Raw genomic sequence first — 16381 nt, 5'->3', positions numbered from 1 at the left:
CATATTGAGTATGACGGTCCCCAAAAACCATTTTCGCGGCATAAGGTGGTCCAAGCGGATTCAGGTCAGGGTTCCGGGGACGGAATATCGCCGGCACGTGGGATCTCCACATCGCTACTCTGCTAGGTCGGGATGACTATGTCTTCATCTCTGCTAATCTCGAACTTCAGGTTTCAGGGTCAGCCGCGACGGCGATGGATGGCACACGTTTTATGCTCGCAGACCAGAGTGATGCACACGTCTTGCAACGTGCCTTGATGTCGATCGATCAAATGACATGCACGCCGAGGGAGCGAAATCAGCAGGCGTCAGATCTTTTGCTGAGGGATGTCTATTGATACCCATGCGTGGCGGTTCTCATCGTAAACCGCCTGCGATGGCTCCAAGTCTCGCTTCTCGTCGAAACAGCCAAGTGCGACTGCTGTTAAACCCGGCCTGAACTCCGGTTTCCAAAGAACGGTCGAACCGCATGTGGGACAAAAATGGAATTCGATCAGCTTCCCGCTATCACCCGATCTCCTGAAGGTCGAAGACAACCCAGTTTCCTCGGTTGTTTCCGATGCAAAAAAGACCCCTACCCCAAAGCTTGATCCTGTCCGGCGTTGACAAGCGGCGCAATGGCAGACGGAAATTTTTAGGGGGTTTCCACGTGCGATGATGGAAAGTGCACCACACGAGCATGAAGCTCTTCTTTCCACGTAGGACCCCACTCTGTTTGAAGCCTTGGCGCCGTTCGCAGCGACAGAGCTAATGGCGGCTATTTCGGCCACCCGCGCGGATAAACGATGTCTGCACGGACGGAAGAGGTTCGAAACATAGTGGCGTCGGAACATTCCGACGCCACATCAGCATTTCTGACGCCGTGTCAGTACCCACGTAATCTCAACTTGCTCGGGCGTGTCTTGCACGGACCGCAGTTGCCAGCGTCTGATGCCGCGACGGTGAAAGAGCGTGATGATGGGTGACGCTGGCTGCAGCAGGATTGCGGATGTTACGCGCTCCTACGTTAAAGCGGGAGATCAGTCCGGAGAGCGTGACGACTTCTTCCGCAAGTCTGCTGGTACTTGCGGTGGCCTCTTCAACCATCGCGGCATTCTGTTGCGTGACCTGGTCCATCTGATTGACGGCAGTGTTGACTTCGGCGAGACCGGTTGCCTGCTCCTTTGCCGCGGTCGCAATTGAGTGGACGTGATCGTTGATTTTGGTGACCTGTGTTTGGATCAGGCTCAAGGCGTCCCCTGTAGCGGTCACCAAGCCTACGCCGGTGCGTACCTCTCCGCTTGAACGGGTGATCAGTTCCTTGATGTCCTTTGCGGCGCGAGCAGAACGCTGAGCAAGCTCGCGGACCTCTTGCGCGACAACTGCGAAGCCCTTGCCAGCTTCGCCCGCGCGCGCCGCCTCGACGCCTGCATTCAACGCCAGCAGGTTCGTTTGAAAAGCGATCTCGTCTATGACACTGATGATCTGACCGATCTCGCCGGAGGCCTGTTCAATACGACCCATGGCGGCAACAGCATCACTGACCACCGCACTCGATTGATCTGTGCTTCGACGCGCTTCGCCAACCATGTGACTGGCTTCCGATGCTCGATCCGTAGAATTCTTAACCGCCGATGTGATCTCCTCGAGCGCTGCAGCGGTTTCCTCCAATGAAGCGGCCTGCTGTTCCGTTCGTTTGGACAAATCGCCGGCCGCATCGCTAAGTTCACCGGTCCCGGAATTGATTGTGTCGATCGCGGTACCGACTTCCGCTATAACCGTTCGAAGACCCTCCATCGTCGCATTCACATTGCGCTTCAGCTCCCCGAAGGCCCCCTGAAATTCGCCTTCCATCTCCTCGGTGAGATTTCCCTCCGCCAGCGCCGCGATCACACGTTGGGTCTCACTGACGCCCCGATGAACAGACGTGACCAGCTCATTGACGCTTCCCGCGAAACGATTGAGGTCCGGACTATCATAAGTCGTCTCAATTCTTTTGGTGAAATCTCCCGCCACCGCCGCCGCAACCACCTTCGAAATATTCGATGAGAGGTCCGCGCTCTTAGCGTGCAGTGCAGTTTCCTGGGCGTTGAGGTGGCGCATCCTAATGCCGTTCTGCTTGAACACTTCCACCGCACCCGCCATAGCGCCGATCTCGTCAGGTCGGCTGGCGAACGGTACGATTGTCTCAAGGTCGCCGTCGGCCAGTTGTTTCATACTGGTGGTCAACGTCCCGATTGGGCCAGCGATCGCCCTGGAGCCAAAAATAGCAGACCCGATGAGGGTCATCACCACTAGACATCCCGCTCCGAGACTAACCTGCATCGCCAAGCTAGATGCTGTCGCCATCTGCTGACCTGCTTCGTCCGCTTTCCCTTTGGCCGCTGTTACACACTCGTCGAGCAACGATCCGATTTCATCGGCAATGGTCAGCAGCTTGACTTGAGCGGACCTTTCCGCGCTGGCAGCCTTGGAGCCGTCGGCTGAGTTGTCCAACTTCGCGTCGATAGCGGATGAAAGCCCCCCGAACTCGGTCATCCACTGACTTGTCAATTCGGAGATCTTTGACACTCGATCCTTATTGGTCTGGAGCGTTATACTGGCGCTCGCGCTTGTCAGATATTTGATGACCGACTCATGGCGCTTGGCGACATACTCGCGCGCCTTCGTCGCTTCGGCCGAGCTTTCCGCGAGGCGCAATTCCATCATTCCCATCATCATGCCGCGTAGCGACGCTTTCGCATCAACCAGGTCACGGGAAATGACCAATTGCATCCGTCCGAAATCGGAGCTCTTGCCGACCGAGGTGCCCCCGACCCAGACCGCCACCAGCAAGATCGCAACCATGAGAATGGCGGCTGCGGACATGGCGGTTAACTTGGCACTTATACGGGTAAAAAGTTTGGGCGGCATTTCGATGCTCCTTGGCGCACGGGACGACCGGCTCCCGGCTGCTGCGATTGGTCAACAAGCTGGACAAACGTGCTCCAGCTGCACTTTGCATTCGGGTTCCCAACACCACCTCCCACACGCAACGACGCTGTGGGTGGTTGTTTAGAATTATAGTAATGAGCTTAAGTTTCTGTTGAGGCTGTGGGCGACGGTCTGTGGTGGGTTTTTCGCGGATCATCGAGGCATGCAAAAATCGGTATATCGCCAGTTGCTACCGATTGAGCCGCGAGAGTGGGAAGAGAAGTGCGTTACGGCTTGGTGCGCGCACCCGAACGTCTAGGGGCACCTACAACCGTCCAGAATTTTGCCGCTTTGGCCGGCCGCTTCCACGCCCGCAGCCGATTGCTCCCACCGATGATGAGGGCGCCCGGTCAAACAGCGGGCGCCATCTTTCTATTTCCAGCTCGTATAATCGTCGGCGACGCAACCAAACGGCGCGCGATCCTGACCAAACCGCTTCTTCAGTTGCCCGCATCCCCACTCGTTCAACGGCGCTGGCATGAGATTGTTGATGTCCATGCCAGGTGATTGGAATGCTGTCGGGGAAGTCGTGACGTACCAGAGCCAGAAGCCGACCACACCGACGACGATCAGAAGCAACACACCGAAGAAAACCTGCAGCCGCTTCCAGATCGATGCCGTCCTTTTGGTGGCTTCGATCAACACCGGAACGCTCCGGTCGCGTTCTTGCTGATATGCAAAGGGTGCAAGAGCTGCGGTGCGCTCATTATCCGTAAGCTCCACACGCTGCAGACGATCGTCGAGAAGCACTGGCAGGGCAGTATTGCCGTGCCTCACGGCCATTCCGATCGCCTTGCCATTGGCTTCACCGACGATCAGAGGCTCCTCTCCATTCTTCATGCGCGTGTAAGCCGATCGCCCTGTTTTGTCGTCGGCAATCTTGTCGTTGTAGGTAATGGAAAGGACGCCGCGTTTGCGGTCGAATGCGGTGATCTCGACCGGGACAGGGGTCAGCATGGCAGGCCGAAGCAACTGGCCCTTGACCCGCCAAATACGGATGGCGAGAAAAATCATCCCCAGGCCCATGCCGCCAAGCAGGACGGCGAACACAGTAAGCGTGATGATCCGGTTCCAGAGCATGTCCAGACCCAGGCTCATCGTCGCAAGTTCCGGGTGATCGGCTGATATCACCAGACCCGTTTCGTAGTCGCCGGTATGGAAATCAACGAACATGACCTCGACTTCGGTATCGTAGTCTCGTCCACCGTAGCTGTAGACCAGGCGTGCCTCGCAATCGGTAAAGACTGCCTTGCGTGTCGTGCATCGCCCGTTTTGCACGTCGCCATTTTCGAGCGTCAAAGGGTTCTGGCTGATCTGGAAATCGCGGATCACGCCCGGTGCTTCCGAGACGAATAGAAAGACAGCCAGTGCCAGGATAATGGGCGTTGCCCAGAAGTAAGCATTCGGCGTGGAGATGACGTTGCGCGCCAACGAGAGCGGGCGACTCGGAAGAACAAGCGAAATCAAAGGCGTCGGCCCCCTCATATGTGACAGCCCCGTGGGCTGGCAAAGTTTCTGTCGGCGGCCCCCTATGCAGCAGTTCAAAACGCAACAACCTCCTTTGCGCATCTCAAGACGCGCGGCGCTGTAGCGGAACTGAAGCCATCCCAGCCGGCTCGCACAATCTCATTGTGCAAGACCGATCTAAAGCTTCAGGCGGTAGATCGGCAATCCCTTTCAGCGTGCGTGGGCATCATTGGCCCGTTGATCTTGTTGAAAACGTGCGCGCCGTGTTGGGAACGCGATCGAATGCCGCCCATACGGAACCAAATCATCGTCGAGCGGTTATATGACACCCTCCTCCTCGAAGAGCCGAGCGTCATGATGCGGATGTTATGCGGCCGGAAAGTTAGCCAGATGTTTAAGATCCTTGCCTGCGCAATCGCCGCTGCGACGGCGTCAATGCTCACGGCCGGCGCCGCCCACGCCGACGAATCCGCCTTCCTCAAAACACTGGCGGGAAATTGGAGCGGTAACGGTACGGTGAAAGTGCGAACAAACGCACCCACCATTAAAGTCACTTGCCGCTTCAAGTCGGACGCGAATGCAAGTTCCCTCGCACTCAATGGACGCTGCACCAGTCTCGTCGTTTTTTCCCGTGTCATCAGCGCTAACCTCAAGGCCAGCGGTGACAGCTACACCGGCTCCTACGTGGGCGCGGGCACCGGCACCGCGGGTCTAGGCGGAAAGCGCGCTGGTAATGCCATAAGCCTCGCGATCAAATGGGCAAAAGAGGTCAATGGCGACCGCCGTGCGCAGATGACGATCGAAAAAACCGGGGCATCGGGCATGCGCCTAACAACCGTCGATACCGACCCCGCTACGGGTCGATCGGTTGTTACGAGCCGCATTGACCTTCGTCGGAGCTGATATCTTTTTACATTCAAAGAGCCGTCGGCGTGCTAAAGGGTTGATAGAGAAGCCCCGAAGCTATAGTTTCGCCTTCGCAAATCGCTGAACGACACAAGGAAATAGTTATCTCATGCCGACAGGTACCGTTAAATTCTTCAATGACGACAAGGGCTTCGGCTTCATCACCCCTGAGGGTGGCGGGCAGGACGTTTTTGTTCACGTGTCTGCGCTGCAGAGCGGCGGGTCGCTCCGCGAAGGCGACAAGGTCAGCTTCGAAGTTGGACAAGATCGCAAGACCGGAAAATCGAAGGCTGAGAACGTCTCGACTCTCTGATCAAAAATGGCCCAACCTGCATTGAGCGGGTTGGGCTCATCATTACGAGCCGCAGGCGCGAATGCCTTCGTACTCTACAGCGCGGCGCGATTTTTCATATTCGCTCTTCGCGCTTTAGGTTTTTGTGCGCATGTCGTTGTCGGAAAACCGCTGCACAGTTGCGCGGTATGCTTTAAGCCGAAACGCCGCCAATCGAGGTCTGGGCGTGTCGTTTAACGTCAGCACCTTGGAAATTCCGAATAGTGACGACCCTCACGCCAGCGCAGTCGCGGCAAACTGAGCATTTTGTCTCTGAGAAAAGGATGTTCCACGCATTCGCTTTAGACAATGCGAGGAGTTCATCACGGCGAAGAGCCCATCACACCCCTGATAGAATGCTTTCCGCGGCCTTCTCGGCAATCATGATCACCGGCGAGTTGGTATTGCCCGACACGATTGTCGGCATGATCGAGGCATCGACCACCCGCAGTTTCGCCAGGCCATGCACCCGCAATTGCGAATCAACAACCGCCATCGTGTCGCTGCCCATCTTGCAGGTGCCGACCGGATGGAAGATCGTCGTGGCGATATCGCCGACACGACGGATCAGGTCCTCGTCGGTCCGGTATTCCGTGCCCGGCAACATCTCCTGCGGCCGGTACTTGGCGATGGCACCGGCCTCCATGAGCCGGCGGGCGTGCCGGATCGATTTCGTCGCAACCATCCGGTCGCCGACGGTCGAAAGATAATTCGGGCGTATTTCCGGCGCCACCGAAAGGTTCGGGCCGCTAACATGCACGCTCCCCCGGCTCTCCGGCCGCAGATTGCAGACGGAGACGGTGACGGCGGGATATTTGTGCAGCGGCTCGCCGAGCCGGTCGGTGCTCAAGGGCTGCACGTGATATTCGAGATCGGCGGTCGCAACAGCCGGATCGCTCTTGGCAAAGATACCGAGCTGGCTCGGCGCCATCGACAGAGGCCCGGACCGGCGCAGCATATATTCAAGCCCCATGCCCGCGCGGGTGAACAGGTTGTGATAGAGCTGGTTCAGCGTCTTTGCGCCCTCGATGCGGAAGACCGTGCGGATTTGCAGATGATCCTGCAGGTTTTCGCCGACACCTGGAAGTTCGTGGACGACGTCCAGCCCAGCAGCCGACAACACATCCGGTCGACCGATCCCGGAAAGCTCAAGGATTTTCGGCGAATTGATCGCACCGGCAGACAGAATGACCTCGCGACCGGCGCGAGCCAGATGACTCCGTCCGTTCAGCCGGAACCGCACGCCGGTCACCATTCTGCCCTCGAATTCCAGCCGCTCGGTTTCGGCGCCGGTCAGCACACGCAGATTGGGCCGCTTCATCGCCGGGCGCAAGAAGGCCTTGGTCGTGTTCCAGCGCAGGCCGCCGCGCTGGTTGACCTCGAAATAGCCCGAGCCTTCATTGTCGCCATCGTTAAAATCGTCGGTCTTCGGGATGCCGAGTTCTTCGGCGGCATCGCGAAAGGCATCGAGGATCGGCCAGGACAGCCGCTGCTTTTCCACCCGCCATTCGCCGCCTGCCCCGTGCATTGGCGACTGGCCACGATAGTTGTCCTCGGATTTCAGGAAATAGGGCAGCACGTCGTCCCAGCCCCAGCCGGAATTACCCGCCTGCCGCCAGCCGTCGTAATCGGCCGCCTGGCCGCGCATGTAGATCATGCCGTTGATCGACGAACAGCCGCCCAGCACTTTTCCACGCGGATAGGGCAGTGACCGACCGTTCAGTCCGGCCTCCGCCGCCGTCCTCATCATCCAATCGGTGCGCGGATTGCCCATGCAGTAGAGATAGCCGATCGGTACATGCACCCAATGGTACCGGTCGCTGCCGCCGGCTTCGAGCAGCAGGACGCGGGTTTTCGGATCGGCCGATAGCCGGTTGGCCAGAACGCATCCCGCCGATCCCGCGCCGACGATGATGATGTCGTAGCTTCCCGCATCAATGGCTGCATCATTCACACGAATATTCACGCCGCTGCCCCCGCTGCCGCCGGGGGGACCGCCGTCAGACGCCGCCAGAGCGGTGCCATCGCTTCGGCGATATCCTGATAGAGAGCGTAGCGCCGCGCGTAATGCGCCTCAAGCGAGACATCCGGACGATAAAGCCTCTCGGTCCGGACCATGGCCGCAGCACCAGCGCCGAAGTCCGCGAAAATGCCGACGCCGGTTCCGGCCGCAATCGCCGCTCCCAGCGCACCGGTTTCACGCGAGCGGGCAACGCTGACCGGAACGCCGAGCACATCGGCAAAGATCTGCGGCCAGATCAGGCTGCGCGAGCCGCCGCCGGAGAGCACCGCTTCGTTGAACACCGCGCCGGCCTTTCGGATCGTCTCGATGTGCTGGCGATGACCGAAGGCGACCCCTTCGAGAAGCGCGCGAACGAGATGCCCCTTGGTGTGCCAACCGGCAATGCCATAGAAGCCGGCGCGTGCGTGGCCGTCCTGCTGGGCGCCATAGAGATAGGGATGGTAGAGCGGGTCGTCTGCCGTGGGCTCGATCGCCCCGGCCAGCGCGCAGCAGGCATCGAAGGGCGACACGCCTTCCGCATGCTCGCCTTCGAAGAACTCCCGCACCAGCCATTCGAGATTGGCCGCCGAGGTGGCGCTGTTTTCCATCGCCATGTAGCGGCTGCGATCGAAGGTCGAGGACATGAAGACCGGCCCGTCGAGGTCGGGACTATCGATAACGACCTGGTTGATGCTCCAGGTGCCGGCGATGATCGAGGCGCTGCCGGTGCGCGAAACGCCCGAGCCGAGCGCCGAGGCGACAACGTCGAACAGCCCGCCGACCACAGGCGTCCCGGCGGCGAGCCCGGTTTGCGCCGCCACCTCTTCCGTTACCGTGCCGGCAATGTCGGCGCTTTCGATGAGCGGCGGCAACAGGTCCATGCAATCGCCCAGCCCATAGGCCTCCATCAGTGCCTTGTCGTAGCGGCGCGCGGCAAGATCGAGCAGACCGGCCCCCGACATGTCGGACACCTCGCTGACGCGGCGGCCAGTCAGGCGGTTGACGACGAAATCCTTGGAGAAGAACACCGTACCGATGCGGTTGAACAGGTCCGACCGGTGACGCTTCAGCCAGGCAAGCAATGTCGGCGTCTGGGATGGCCACGGGCGCTGGCGGGCAATCGGATAGGTCCGGTCTCCAACGCCGGCTTCTCGCCATTCATCGACCAGCCCGGCCGCCCGTGTGTCGAGCGACTGGATGCCGATGAGCGGAGCGCCGTCGCGATCAAGCGCATAGAGACCGTTGCCATGCCCGGCGCAACCGATCGCGGCAATTTCCTCCGGCTGGATCTCTGCCTTTTCGATGCAAGCGCGGATAACCTGCCGTGCATTCGTCCAGAGTTCGTCCAGACCCCGCTCGACATGCCCCGGGCTCGGCATGCGGCTGTGTCCTTCTTCGGACGCAGCTGCGATCTCCTTGCCCGCCCGGTCGAAAATCACCGCCTTGATGACGGTGTTTCCGGCGTCGAGCCCCAAAAGATAGTTTCCCATGCAGAACCCTCCCAAGGTTCGAGATCGCTGCTCAACCCTGCTGATAGACCGCAATGGCCTGTTCGCCGCTCGCATCCTCGTGCACGATCGCCATCAGCCCACGCACCACCGCACTCGGATTGGCGTGCTGATAGATGTTGCGCCCATAAACCATGCCCATTGCGCCCTGTCGCATCAAGGCGGCGGATTTGTCGAAGACGGCACGAAGATCTTCCTTGCCGCCACCGCGCACCAGAACCGGGCAACGGGCTGCTTCCACCACTCTATGGAAATCCTCGGCACTGGTGGTCGGATCCGCCTTGACGATGTCCGCCCCCATCTCGCGGGCAAGCCGCGTCAACGTAACGATCTTGTCTGCATCGCCGTCTACCATGTAGCCACCCTTTTCGGTGACCGGCTGCATCACCAGCGGCTCGATCATCAGCGGCATGCCATACTTGTCGCAATCGGCCCGCACCCGGGAAATGTTCTGCACGCATTGGCGGAACAGGTCCGGCTCGTCCGGCAGCATGAACAGGTTGACGACGACGCAGGCCGCATCCATTTCGATCGCGCCGATCAGCGGCTCGGCCTCGTTCTGCAGCACCGCCCACATGTCGCGATGGCGGATCCGGTTATAGGGATTGCCCATGTCGATGCGCATGACCAGAGCCGGCTTGTCCTTGCCGGACACGTCCTGCAGCAGGTCCGCCTGGCCGTAATTCATCTGGATGGCATCCGGCCCGGCAGAAACCAGCGCCTTGACGACGGCCTGAATATCCTCCAGCCCGTTGAGGAAGGACGGTTCGTTGCACACGCCGTGATCGATCGCCACGTCGAGGCAACGGCCGCCGCCGAACAGCCGGTTCATCCGGACTTTGCTGTTGTGTCGCATTCTATGCTCCTTGGTTCGTTCCTTGCGGAAAGCATGTCTTCGTCGACGCCGTGGCGTTCGGTGAGAAGGGTGAGAAAACGGTCGCGCTCACGGGTGCGATGCGCGAGCGTCCAGTGCTTTTCCTGCGTCAGCAGGTCGAGCACAGCATCCATCATGTCGAGCGAAAGCTCGCCAGAAACAGCCAGCGTCGTGCGCCGCAAAAGCAGGTCGTCGAGATGTTCCACCGCTTCACAGCGGATCAGGAACTGCAATTCGCGCATCGAGTAGCCGGCGTGCGGCAGCGCGGCATCGGGGCCTGCCGCGATGAAACCGGCAATCGTCTCCGCATCCGTACCGTATCGGGCAAACAGCTCGCCCATGCGTGGGCCGGAGAGGCCCTTGCTGGCTGCCACCTGCGTTAGCCAAGCGGGCGCGTTGGCGGGGAATGACCGCCCGCCGCCGATCGGCCGATCGGTTGTCTGAACGCGGCGGCGCCTGCCTAGCCGTTCCAAAGACATGTCGGCCGCCAGTTCCCCGAAGGACCGGAATGTCGTCCACTTGCCGCCGATCATGCACAGAACCGGTGGACCACCCTCGGAAGGCTCCAGCACGGTGCAGAAATGATCGCGGGGAATGCGCCCTGTAAAACTGTCGGTGCTGGCCGGCAGCGGCCGCACGCCGGAAAACTGGAAAACGATCTGTTCCGGCCGGATGACGATATCAGGCAGCACGAAGGCGAGCGATTGCAGGATATAATTCCGCTCGTCTGCCTCGCAGCGCACCGTTTCCGGATCATCGACACGGATATCGGTGGAACCAACGAGAACCTTGCCGAGATAGGGAAACAGGATACAGATGCGCCCGTCCTCGTTCTCATAGTAGATCATGTGATCGGCGAGCGCGTCGCGCAGCTCTGCATTGTCGACGATCAGATGCGAGCCCTTGGTGCCGCCCATCAGTGGAGCCGGCCGCGCTTCCGGCGAAAACAGGGTCTGATTGGCGATGTCGATCCAGCCGCCGGTGGCGTTGATGATCAGCGCCGGTTCAACGGCAACGGACGCACCGCCGATCTGGTCTTCGACACGGTACTGACCATCCTCTGTCAGCCGCAGTTCCGCATAGTTCAGCGCCATTGCCCCGAACTTTGCTGACAGACCGTCCTGTAGAAGCTCGATGCCCAGCCGCTCCGGATGGCTGACCCAGGCGTCGAAATAGGTGGCGGAACTCTTGATGTCGGGATTGAGCGCCGGCCACTTGGCAAGCGTCGTGCGGCGGCCGCGAAACTGGTGGTGCGGCATCAATGCCCGCTTGCGGGTCAGGAAATCATAGATGCTCAGGCCTGCCTTGATGGCGATAGCGCCACGCCGGCTCGGGCGGCGGCTGAGACCCAGGAAGCGGACGATGCCATTGCCGAGGCCGGAAAAGATATCGAACACCGGCACCGTCGTCGGCAGCGGCGCGACGTAGTGTGGCGCATTGCGCAGCAGCCGGTCCCGCTCGACCAGCGATTCCTGCACCAGCTTGAATTCGCCGTTTTCAAGATAGCGAAGCCCGCCATGCACCATGCGCGACAGCGCCGAACTGGCCCCGGAGCAATAGTCGTGTTTCTCGACGAGCAGCACGTTCAGCCCCTGGAGCGACAGCTCCCGAAAGACGCTGATGCCGTTGATGCCGCCGCCGATGACACACACGTCCACCTTCGGGCTCCGGCGGAGCCCGTCCAATATCTCTTGCCGTTTCATGATGGCGATCCGCTACCTGTCCATGTCAGTCAGTTTCGCCGCTATGGCCGTATCGATGGCCGCAAGCTCGGCCGCATTCAGCCGGATGGTCCCGGCCCGCGCATTATCGAGCGCTTGTGCCGGATTGCGCGCCCCGCAAAGTGCAAAAGTGATGCCAGGCTGTGCCAGCGTCCAGGCAATCACGATCTGGGCGATGCTGGCGCCGTGTTTTTCGGCGACCGGCCGGATGGCGTCGGCCAGCGCCGTTGCCTTCCGGCGGTTGCCGACTGAAAAGCGCGGATTGCCCTTGCGCTGGTCGTCGCCGGAAAACACGCGGTCAGGACCGATGGTCCCGGACAGCAACCCCAGCGCCAGCGACGAATAGCTCAGCGTCGCAATGCCGTTGGCCTTTGTCAGCGGCAGAAGTTCCGCCTCGATTTCCCGGTCGATCATGCTGAACCGCTCCTGGATCGCATCGAGACCACCGGCAGCGATATAGCCATTGAGGTCGTCGGGGCTGACATTGCTTGCGCCGATTGCCCGGATCTTGCCCGATGAGCGCAGGTCTTCCAGCGCCCGCATCGTTTCCTCGATCGGGGTCGTCGGGTCCTGCCAATGAGTGATGTAGAGGTCGATATAGTCGGTTCCGAGCCGCCTAAGACTTTCCTCGACCTCGTGCAGGATCGCGTCGCGGCCGAGATAACGGTGGACCGGCTTGCCGTCCTGGTCGAAGAAACGACGGCCCTTCTGCGTATGCCAGACAAGGCCGCATTTGGTAGCGATGACAGCCTTGTCGCGGCGCCCGGTCAGTGCCTTGCCGACGATCTCCTCGGAACGTCCGAGCCCATAGGCCGGCGCCGTGTCGATCAGCGTCACGCCGGCATCGAGCGATGCCTGGATTGCGGCGATGGATTCGGCTTCATCGGTCCCACCCCACATCCAGCCGCCGATCGCCCAGGTGCCGAGCCCCACCGCCGAGGCGGAAACGCCCGATCTGCCGATCTCACGTGTCAGTTGCTGTTCGCTCATGCCCATTTTCCTTCACCATTCGCCAGTGCCAGCACGCGGGCACCCGTCGCCTCATCGGTCACCAACGTATCGAGATGATTGCCGCGCAGAACACTGAGGATGGGACCTGCCTTGTTCGGCCCGCTCGCCACACCGATCTTGGTGGGGATGGAGGCGAATTCCGCCAGCGTCAGCGACACCAGCGAACGGTTGAGGCTGTAGTCGCAGACCTGGCCATGATCATCGAGCAGATGCGCCAGCAATTCGCAGGAGGCGCCGGACCGCTCGATCGCGGCGCGGTCGGTACTCGAGGATGGATGGAGGTCGTAATAGCTCGAATCGTCCGAGAGGATCGAGCCGATGCCGACCACCGCCACCTTCGCCTCACGCGCCCGTTTGAAAACGTCTGCAACGGAACGCATGTTGATCAGCATCGCCCGCTGCTCGGCATCATCGGCAAAGAGCGGTGCATGGATCTGGTAGGAACGCCCCCCAAGCCGGTCGGCCATCAAGGTCGAGACATGATTGACGTCGGTATAGTGTTTACCCTGCACGCAGCCAGTTGCTGGAATGACCTCGACATCAAAACGACGCGGCGGCTGCAGACCGGCAACGACGGCGCTCACCCCTTTGCCGCCGGTGATGCAGATCGTATCGCCGTCGGTGATCTCTTCCAGCAGCAACCTTGCTGCCGCTTCGCCGACGGCTTGAAGTGCCGTCTGCGGATTGTCGGACACTGTCGGCACCACCACGGCGCGGCCGATACCGCCAAGCGCTTGTAGCCGTTCTTCCATATCGACCAGCGGCTCGACCGGCGACTTGATCTTGATCTCGACCAGACCGAGCTGGCGGCCGCGCTTGATCAGCCGGTTGACGGTGGCGTGCGAGATGCCAAGCTGATCGGCAATCTGCGCCTGCGTCAGCCCTTCGAGGAAATGCAGCACCAGAGCCTGGTGCATCTGCCGGGCGATGACGATTTCCTCGCGCGGCGCATTTGCGGGTTTGAGCTTGGCTATCGGCATATCAGGCAGCCTTCCGCTTGTGCAGGAAATGATCGATCGAGACGGCGGCAAGCAGAATGCAGCCTTTGATCATGTCTTGCCAATAGACAGACACGTCGAGCAAGATCAATGAGCTTGTTACGACCGACAGCAGGGCAATGCCGAGAATAGCCCCAAGGATCGTGCCGGAACCGCCATTCAGCGACGCACCGCCAATCACAGCGGCTGCGATTATGTTGAGTTCCATGCCGACACCAAAGGTCGGGGTCGCGGCACCGAAGCGAGACATGTAGATGACCCCGGCAACACCGGACAGTGTGGCGCAGAGCACCGTCACCCAGAACTTCACCTGGTTGGTCTTGATACCGGAATAGAGCGCCGCCTTCTCGTTGCTGCCGGTGTAGAACACCTTGCGGAAGGCGGTTGCCCGGCGCAGCAGGAAATCGAACAGCACGACAACCGCAACAAAAATCAGGATCACATAGGGGACGCCATAGAATGTGCCCTGCCCGACCGCCTTGAACGAGGGCGGCAAGGTGAACAGCGACAGCGGCGTTCCCTTGGTGATGATCAGGCAGATACCACGCACGATGACCATCGCCGCAAGCGAGGTGATGAAGTGGTTGAGCCCGACGACCGTGACGAAGAAGCCCATGGCACAGCCGATCAGGCCGCTGGCAAGAATGCCGATCAGAGATGCGCTCCACGGATCGAGCCCCATCAGGAACAGCGAGCCCGACAGCACCATCGAGAAGCAGACGACCGAGCCGACCGACAGGTCGATGCCGCCGACGATCAACAGGATGGTCATGCCGACGACGACGATCCCTTCCACCGAGAACGACATCAGCATCGCCCGGAAGTTGCCGAGCGTCAGAAAATGCGGCGAGGCAAAACTCATGACGATGCAGAGCGCTAGGATGATCGCGATCAGTCCCGCCTCGCGCATCGTCCCCAGCCGTTTCCAGCCGGGCGCGCGTGCCTGATGTGCCGTTGCCAATGTAGCGTCCGCCATGACCCTGTCTCCTGCCCCTGCTTTTTCCCTATGCGGCATGCTCTGATGCCTTTGAATTGTTGTGACCGCCGATACCCGAGGCGAGCCGCATGATCGCTTCCTCCGTCATCGCCTCGCCCTCGACCTCGCCTGCAACCGTACCTTCGTGGATGACCAGCACCCGATCGCACAGACCGAGAAGCTCCGGCAGTTCCGACGAGATGACGACGATGCCGATGCCGGAGCGCGCGAGATCGCGCAGCAGCCGATGGATTTCCGATTTGGCGCCGACATCGATGCCGCGGGTCGGCTCATCCATCAGGATGACCTTGGGATCGACCGCCAGTTGCTTGGCAATCGCCACCTTCTGCTGGTTTCCGCCCGACAGCGACGAGACCGGCATGTCGATGCCACCCATCCGCACGCCGAGCCGCCGGACCAGGTTGTGGGCACGATCCGCCTCGGCCTTGGAATTCAACAGTCCCAGTGGCCCGGTCAGCGATTTCAAATCGAGAACGGCAATGTTCTGGGCAATGGAAAGATCGAGGAATATGCCGGAGCCTTTCCGGTCTTCCGACAGATAGACGACGCCCGCCTGCGCTGCCTGCGCATAGGAGCGCGCCCGCAGCCGCTGTCCGTGCAGCTGCACCTCGCCGTCGATTACCGGACGCAATCCGCAAATTCCTTCGGCTATCTCGGTGCGGCCCGAGCCGATCAGCCCGCCGACGCCGAGAATTTCCCCTTTGCGCAGGTCGAAGTTCACATCCGTGAAGCGGCTGCCGTCACCGAGATCGCGAACGCTCAGAATGACCTCATCGGTCCGCTCCGCCGGCGCCTGCTTTTCCGGATAGAGCTGGGTGATCTCGCGCCCGACCATGCGGCGCACAACATCATCCGGCGTCACGTCCGCCACCTTCTCCGTCGAGACATAACGGCCATCGCGAAACACGGTGACCCGGTCGCACAGGCTGAAGATTTCGGCCATGCGATGGCTGATATAGATGATTGAAATACCCTGCGCCTTGAGGTCGCGGATGATTGCGAACAGGATCTGCGTCTCCGATTCCGTCAAAGCCGCTGTCGGTTCGTCGAAGATCAACACCCGACAATCGAGCGTCAGCGCCTTGGCGATCTCGACAAGCTGCTGGCTTGATATCGACAAGTCGCCGACTTTGCGGCGCACGTCGATCGGCGCCAGACGGTTCATCACGACCTGCGCATCCCGCTCCAGTCGGCCATAATTCATGAAAGGCGAACGGCGGCGGTTGGTAGCGGCCATGAACATGTTCTCGGCCACCGTCGCATCGGGGCAGAGCGCGATTTCCTGATGCACGAGGCCAAGCCCGAGCGATTGCGCCACGGCCGGCGACGTCACCTTTACCGGCGCGCCGTCGACGAGAACGTCTCCCTCGGTCGGCTGCAGCACGCCGGCAATGATGTTCATCAGCGTCGACTTGCCCGCGCCGTTTTCGCCGCAAAGCGCATGAACCTCGCCTTTTTCCAGCTTGAAGCTCACCTCCGTCAACGCCTTCACCGCACCGAAGTGCTTGCTGACATTGCGGATTTCCAGAACCGGCACCGACGCCATCATCGTCTCCTCCTCACGCTCGCGGTGGCTGTCCGGAGTTTCCTGCGCCCGGACAGCCGGCACAAAGG

The 16381-nt window shown here is 60.6% G+C and carries 13 protein-coding genes; 2 read left to right on the top strand and 11 right to left on the bottom strand.

Annotation, left to right across the window (positions count from 1 at the left end; translation table 11 throughout):
• Positions 1-308: 308 nt before the first annotated feature.
• The 3 genes from AC2444_RS27550 to AC2444_RS27540 all read right to left on the bottom strand — a co-directional run bounded on the left by AC2444_RS27550 (position 309) and on the right by AC2444_RS27540 (position 4437).
• Positions 309-833 carry a GFA family protein gene (locus AC2444_RS27550; RefSeq protein ID WP_003562657.1) on the bottom strand — a complete coding sequence of 175 codons (525 nt, stop codon included), beginning with the start codon at positions 831-833 and terminating at the stop codon, positions 309-311.
• Positions 834-882: 49 nt separating this feature from the next.
• Positions 883-2892 carry a methyl-accepting chemotaxis protein gene (locus AC2444_RS27545; protein ID WP_003562658.1) on the bottom strand — a complete coding sequence of 670 codons (2010 nt, stop codon included), beginning with the start codon at positions 2890-2892 and terminating at the stop codon, positions 883-885.
• Between the two features lie 432 nt (positions 2893-3324).
• Positions 3325-4437 (bottom strand): hypothetical protein, encoded by a 1113-nt coding sequence (locus AC2444_RS27540; RefSeq protein WP_206615936.1) that lies wholly within the window; start codon positions 4435-4437, stop codon positions 3325-3327.
• A gap of 372 nt (positions 4438-4809) precedes the next feature.
• Here AC2444_RS27540 and AC2444_RS27535 point away from each other — a divergent pair, with 372 nt between their 5' ends.
• Both AC2444_RS27535 and AC2444_RS27530 read left to right on the top strand, forming a co-directional pair.
• On the top strand, positions 4810-5322 hold the full coding sequence (locus AC2444_RS27535) for a hypothetical protein (RefSeq protein WP_050563556.1): 513 nt from the start codon (positions 4810-4812) through the stop codon (positions 5320-5322).
• 112 nt (positions 5323-5434) lie between these two features.
• Entirely contained in the window at positions 5435-5638 is a 204-nt protein-coding gene (locus AC2444_RS27530) for a cold-shock protein (RefSeq protein WP_003550088.1), read from the top strand.
• 358 nt (positions 5639-5996) lie between these two features.
• On the opposite strand, the gene AC2444_RS27525 is transcribed toward AC2444_RS27530, so the two are convergent.
• Genes AC2444_RS27525 through AC2444_RS27490 form a run of 8 tightly spaced genes read right to left on the bottom strand, consistent with a single transcriptional unit; the run spans position 5997 to position 16313 of the window.
• Positions 5997-7622 (bottom strand): GMC family oxidoreductase, encoded by a 1626-nt coding sequence (locus tag AC2444_RS27525; RefSeq protein WP_003562665.1) that lies wholly within the window; start codon positions 7620-7622, stop codon positions 5997-5999.
• The gene (locus tag AC2444_RS27520; protein WP_003562666.1) at positions 7619-9148 is read right to left on the bottom strand and encodes an FGGY-family carbohydrate kinase; all 1530 of its coding nucleotides are present in this window, start codon (positions 9146-9148) and stop codon (positions 7619-7621) included. The genes AC2444_RS27525 and AC2444_RS27520 overlap by 4 nt, the downstream gene beginning before the upstream one ends.
• Positions 9149-9179: 31 nt before the next feature.
• Positions 9180-10022: a class I fructose-bisphosphate aldolase gene (locus AC2444_RS27515; protein WP_128449789.1), complete on the bottom strand. Its 843-nt coding sequence runs from the start codon at positions 10020-10022 to the stop codon at positions 9180-9182.
• Positions 9995-11743 (bottom strand): glycerol-3-phosphate dehydrogenase/oxidase, encoded by a 1749-nt coding sequence (locus tag AC2444_RS27510; protein WP_003562671.1) that lies wholly within the window; start codon positions 11741-11743, stop codon positions 9995-9997. The genes AC2444_RS27515 and AC2444_RS27510 overlap by 28 nt, the downstream gene beginning before the upstream one ends.
• Before the next feature lie 12 nt (positions 11744-11755).
• Positions 11756-12751 (bottom strand): aldo/keto reductase, encoded by a 996-nt coding sequence (locus AC2444_RS27505; protein WP_003562672.1) that lies wholly within the window; start codon positions 12749-12751, stop codon positions 11756-11758.
• Positions 12748-13752 carry a sugar-binding transcriptional regulator gene (locus AC2444_RS27500; RefSeq protein ID WP_003562674.1) on the bottom strand — a complete coding sequence of 335 codons (1005 nt, stop codon included), beginning with the start codon at positions 13750-13752 and terminating at the stop codon, positions 12748-12750. Before AC2444_RS27500 ends, AC2444_RS27505 begins: the two co-directional genes overlap by 4 nt.
• 1 nt (position 13753) lies before the next feature.
• A complete protein-coding gene (locus tag AC2444_RS27495; protein WP_003562677.1) occupies positions 13754-14746 on the bottom strand; it encodes an ABC transporter permease in 993 nt (330 codons plus the stop codon).
• A gap of 28 nt (positions 14747-14774) precedes the next feature.
• Positions 14775-16313 carry a sugar ABC transporter ATP-binding protein gene (locus tag AC2444_RS27490; protein WP_128449854.1) on the bottom strand — a complete coding sequence of 513 codons (1539 nt, stop codon included), beginning with the start codon at positions 16311-16313 and terminating at the stop codon, positions 14775-14777.
• Positions 16314-16381: the final 68 nt, after the last annotated feature.

This window comes from Rhizobium sp. WSM1328, from assembly GCF_057653715.1.
Note: the sequence above shows the minus strand (reverse complement) of the source record. Positions and strands in the feature narration are given on the sequence as shown.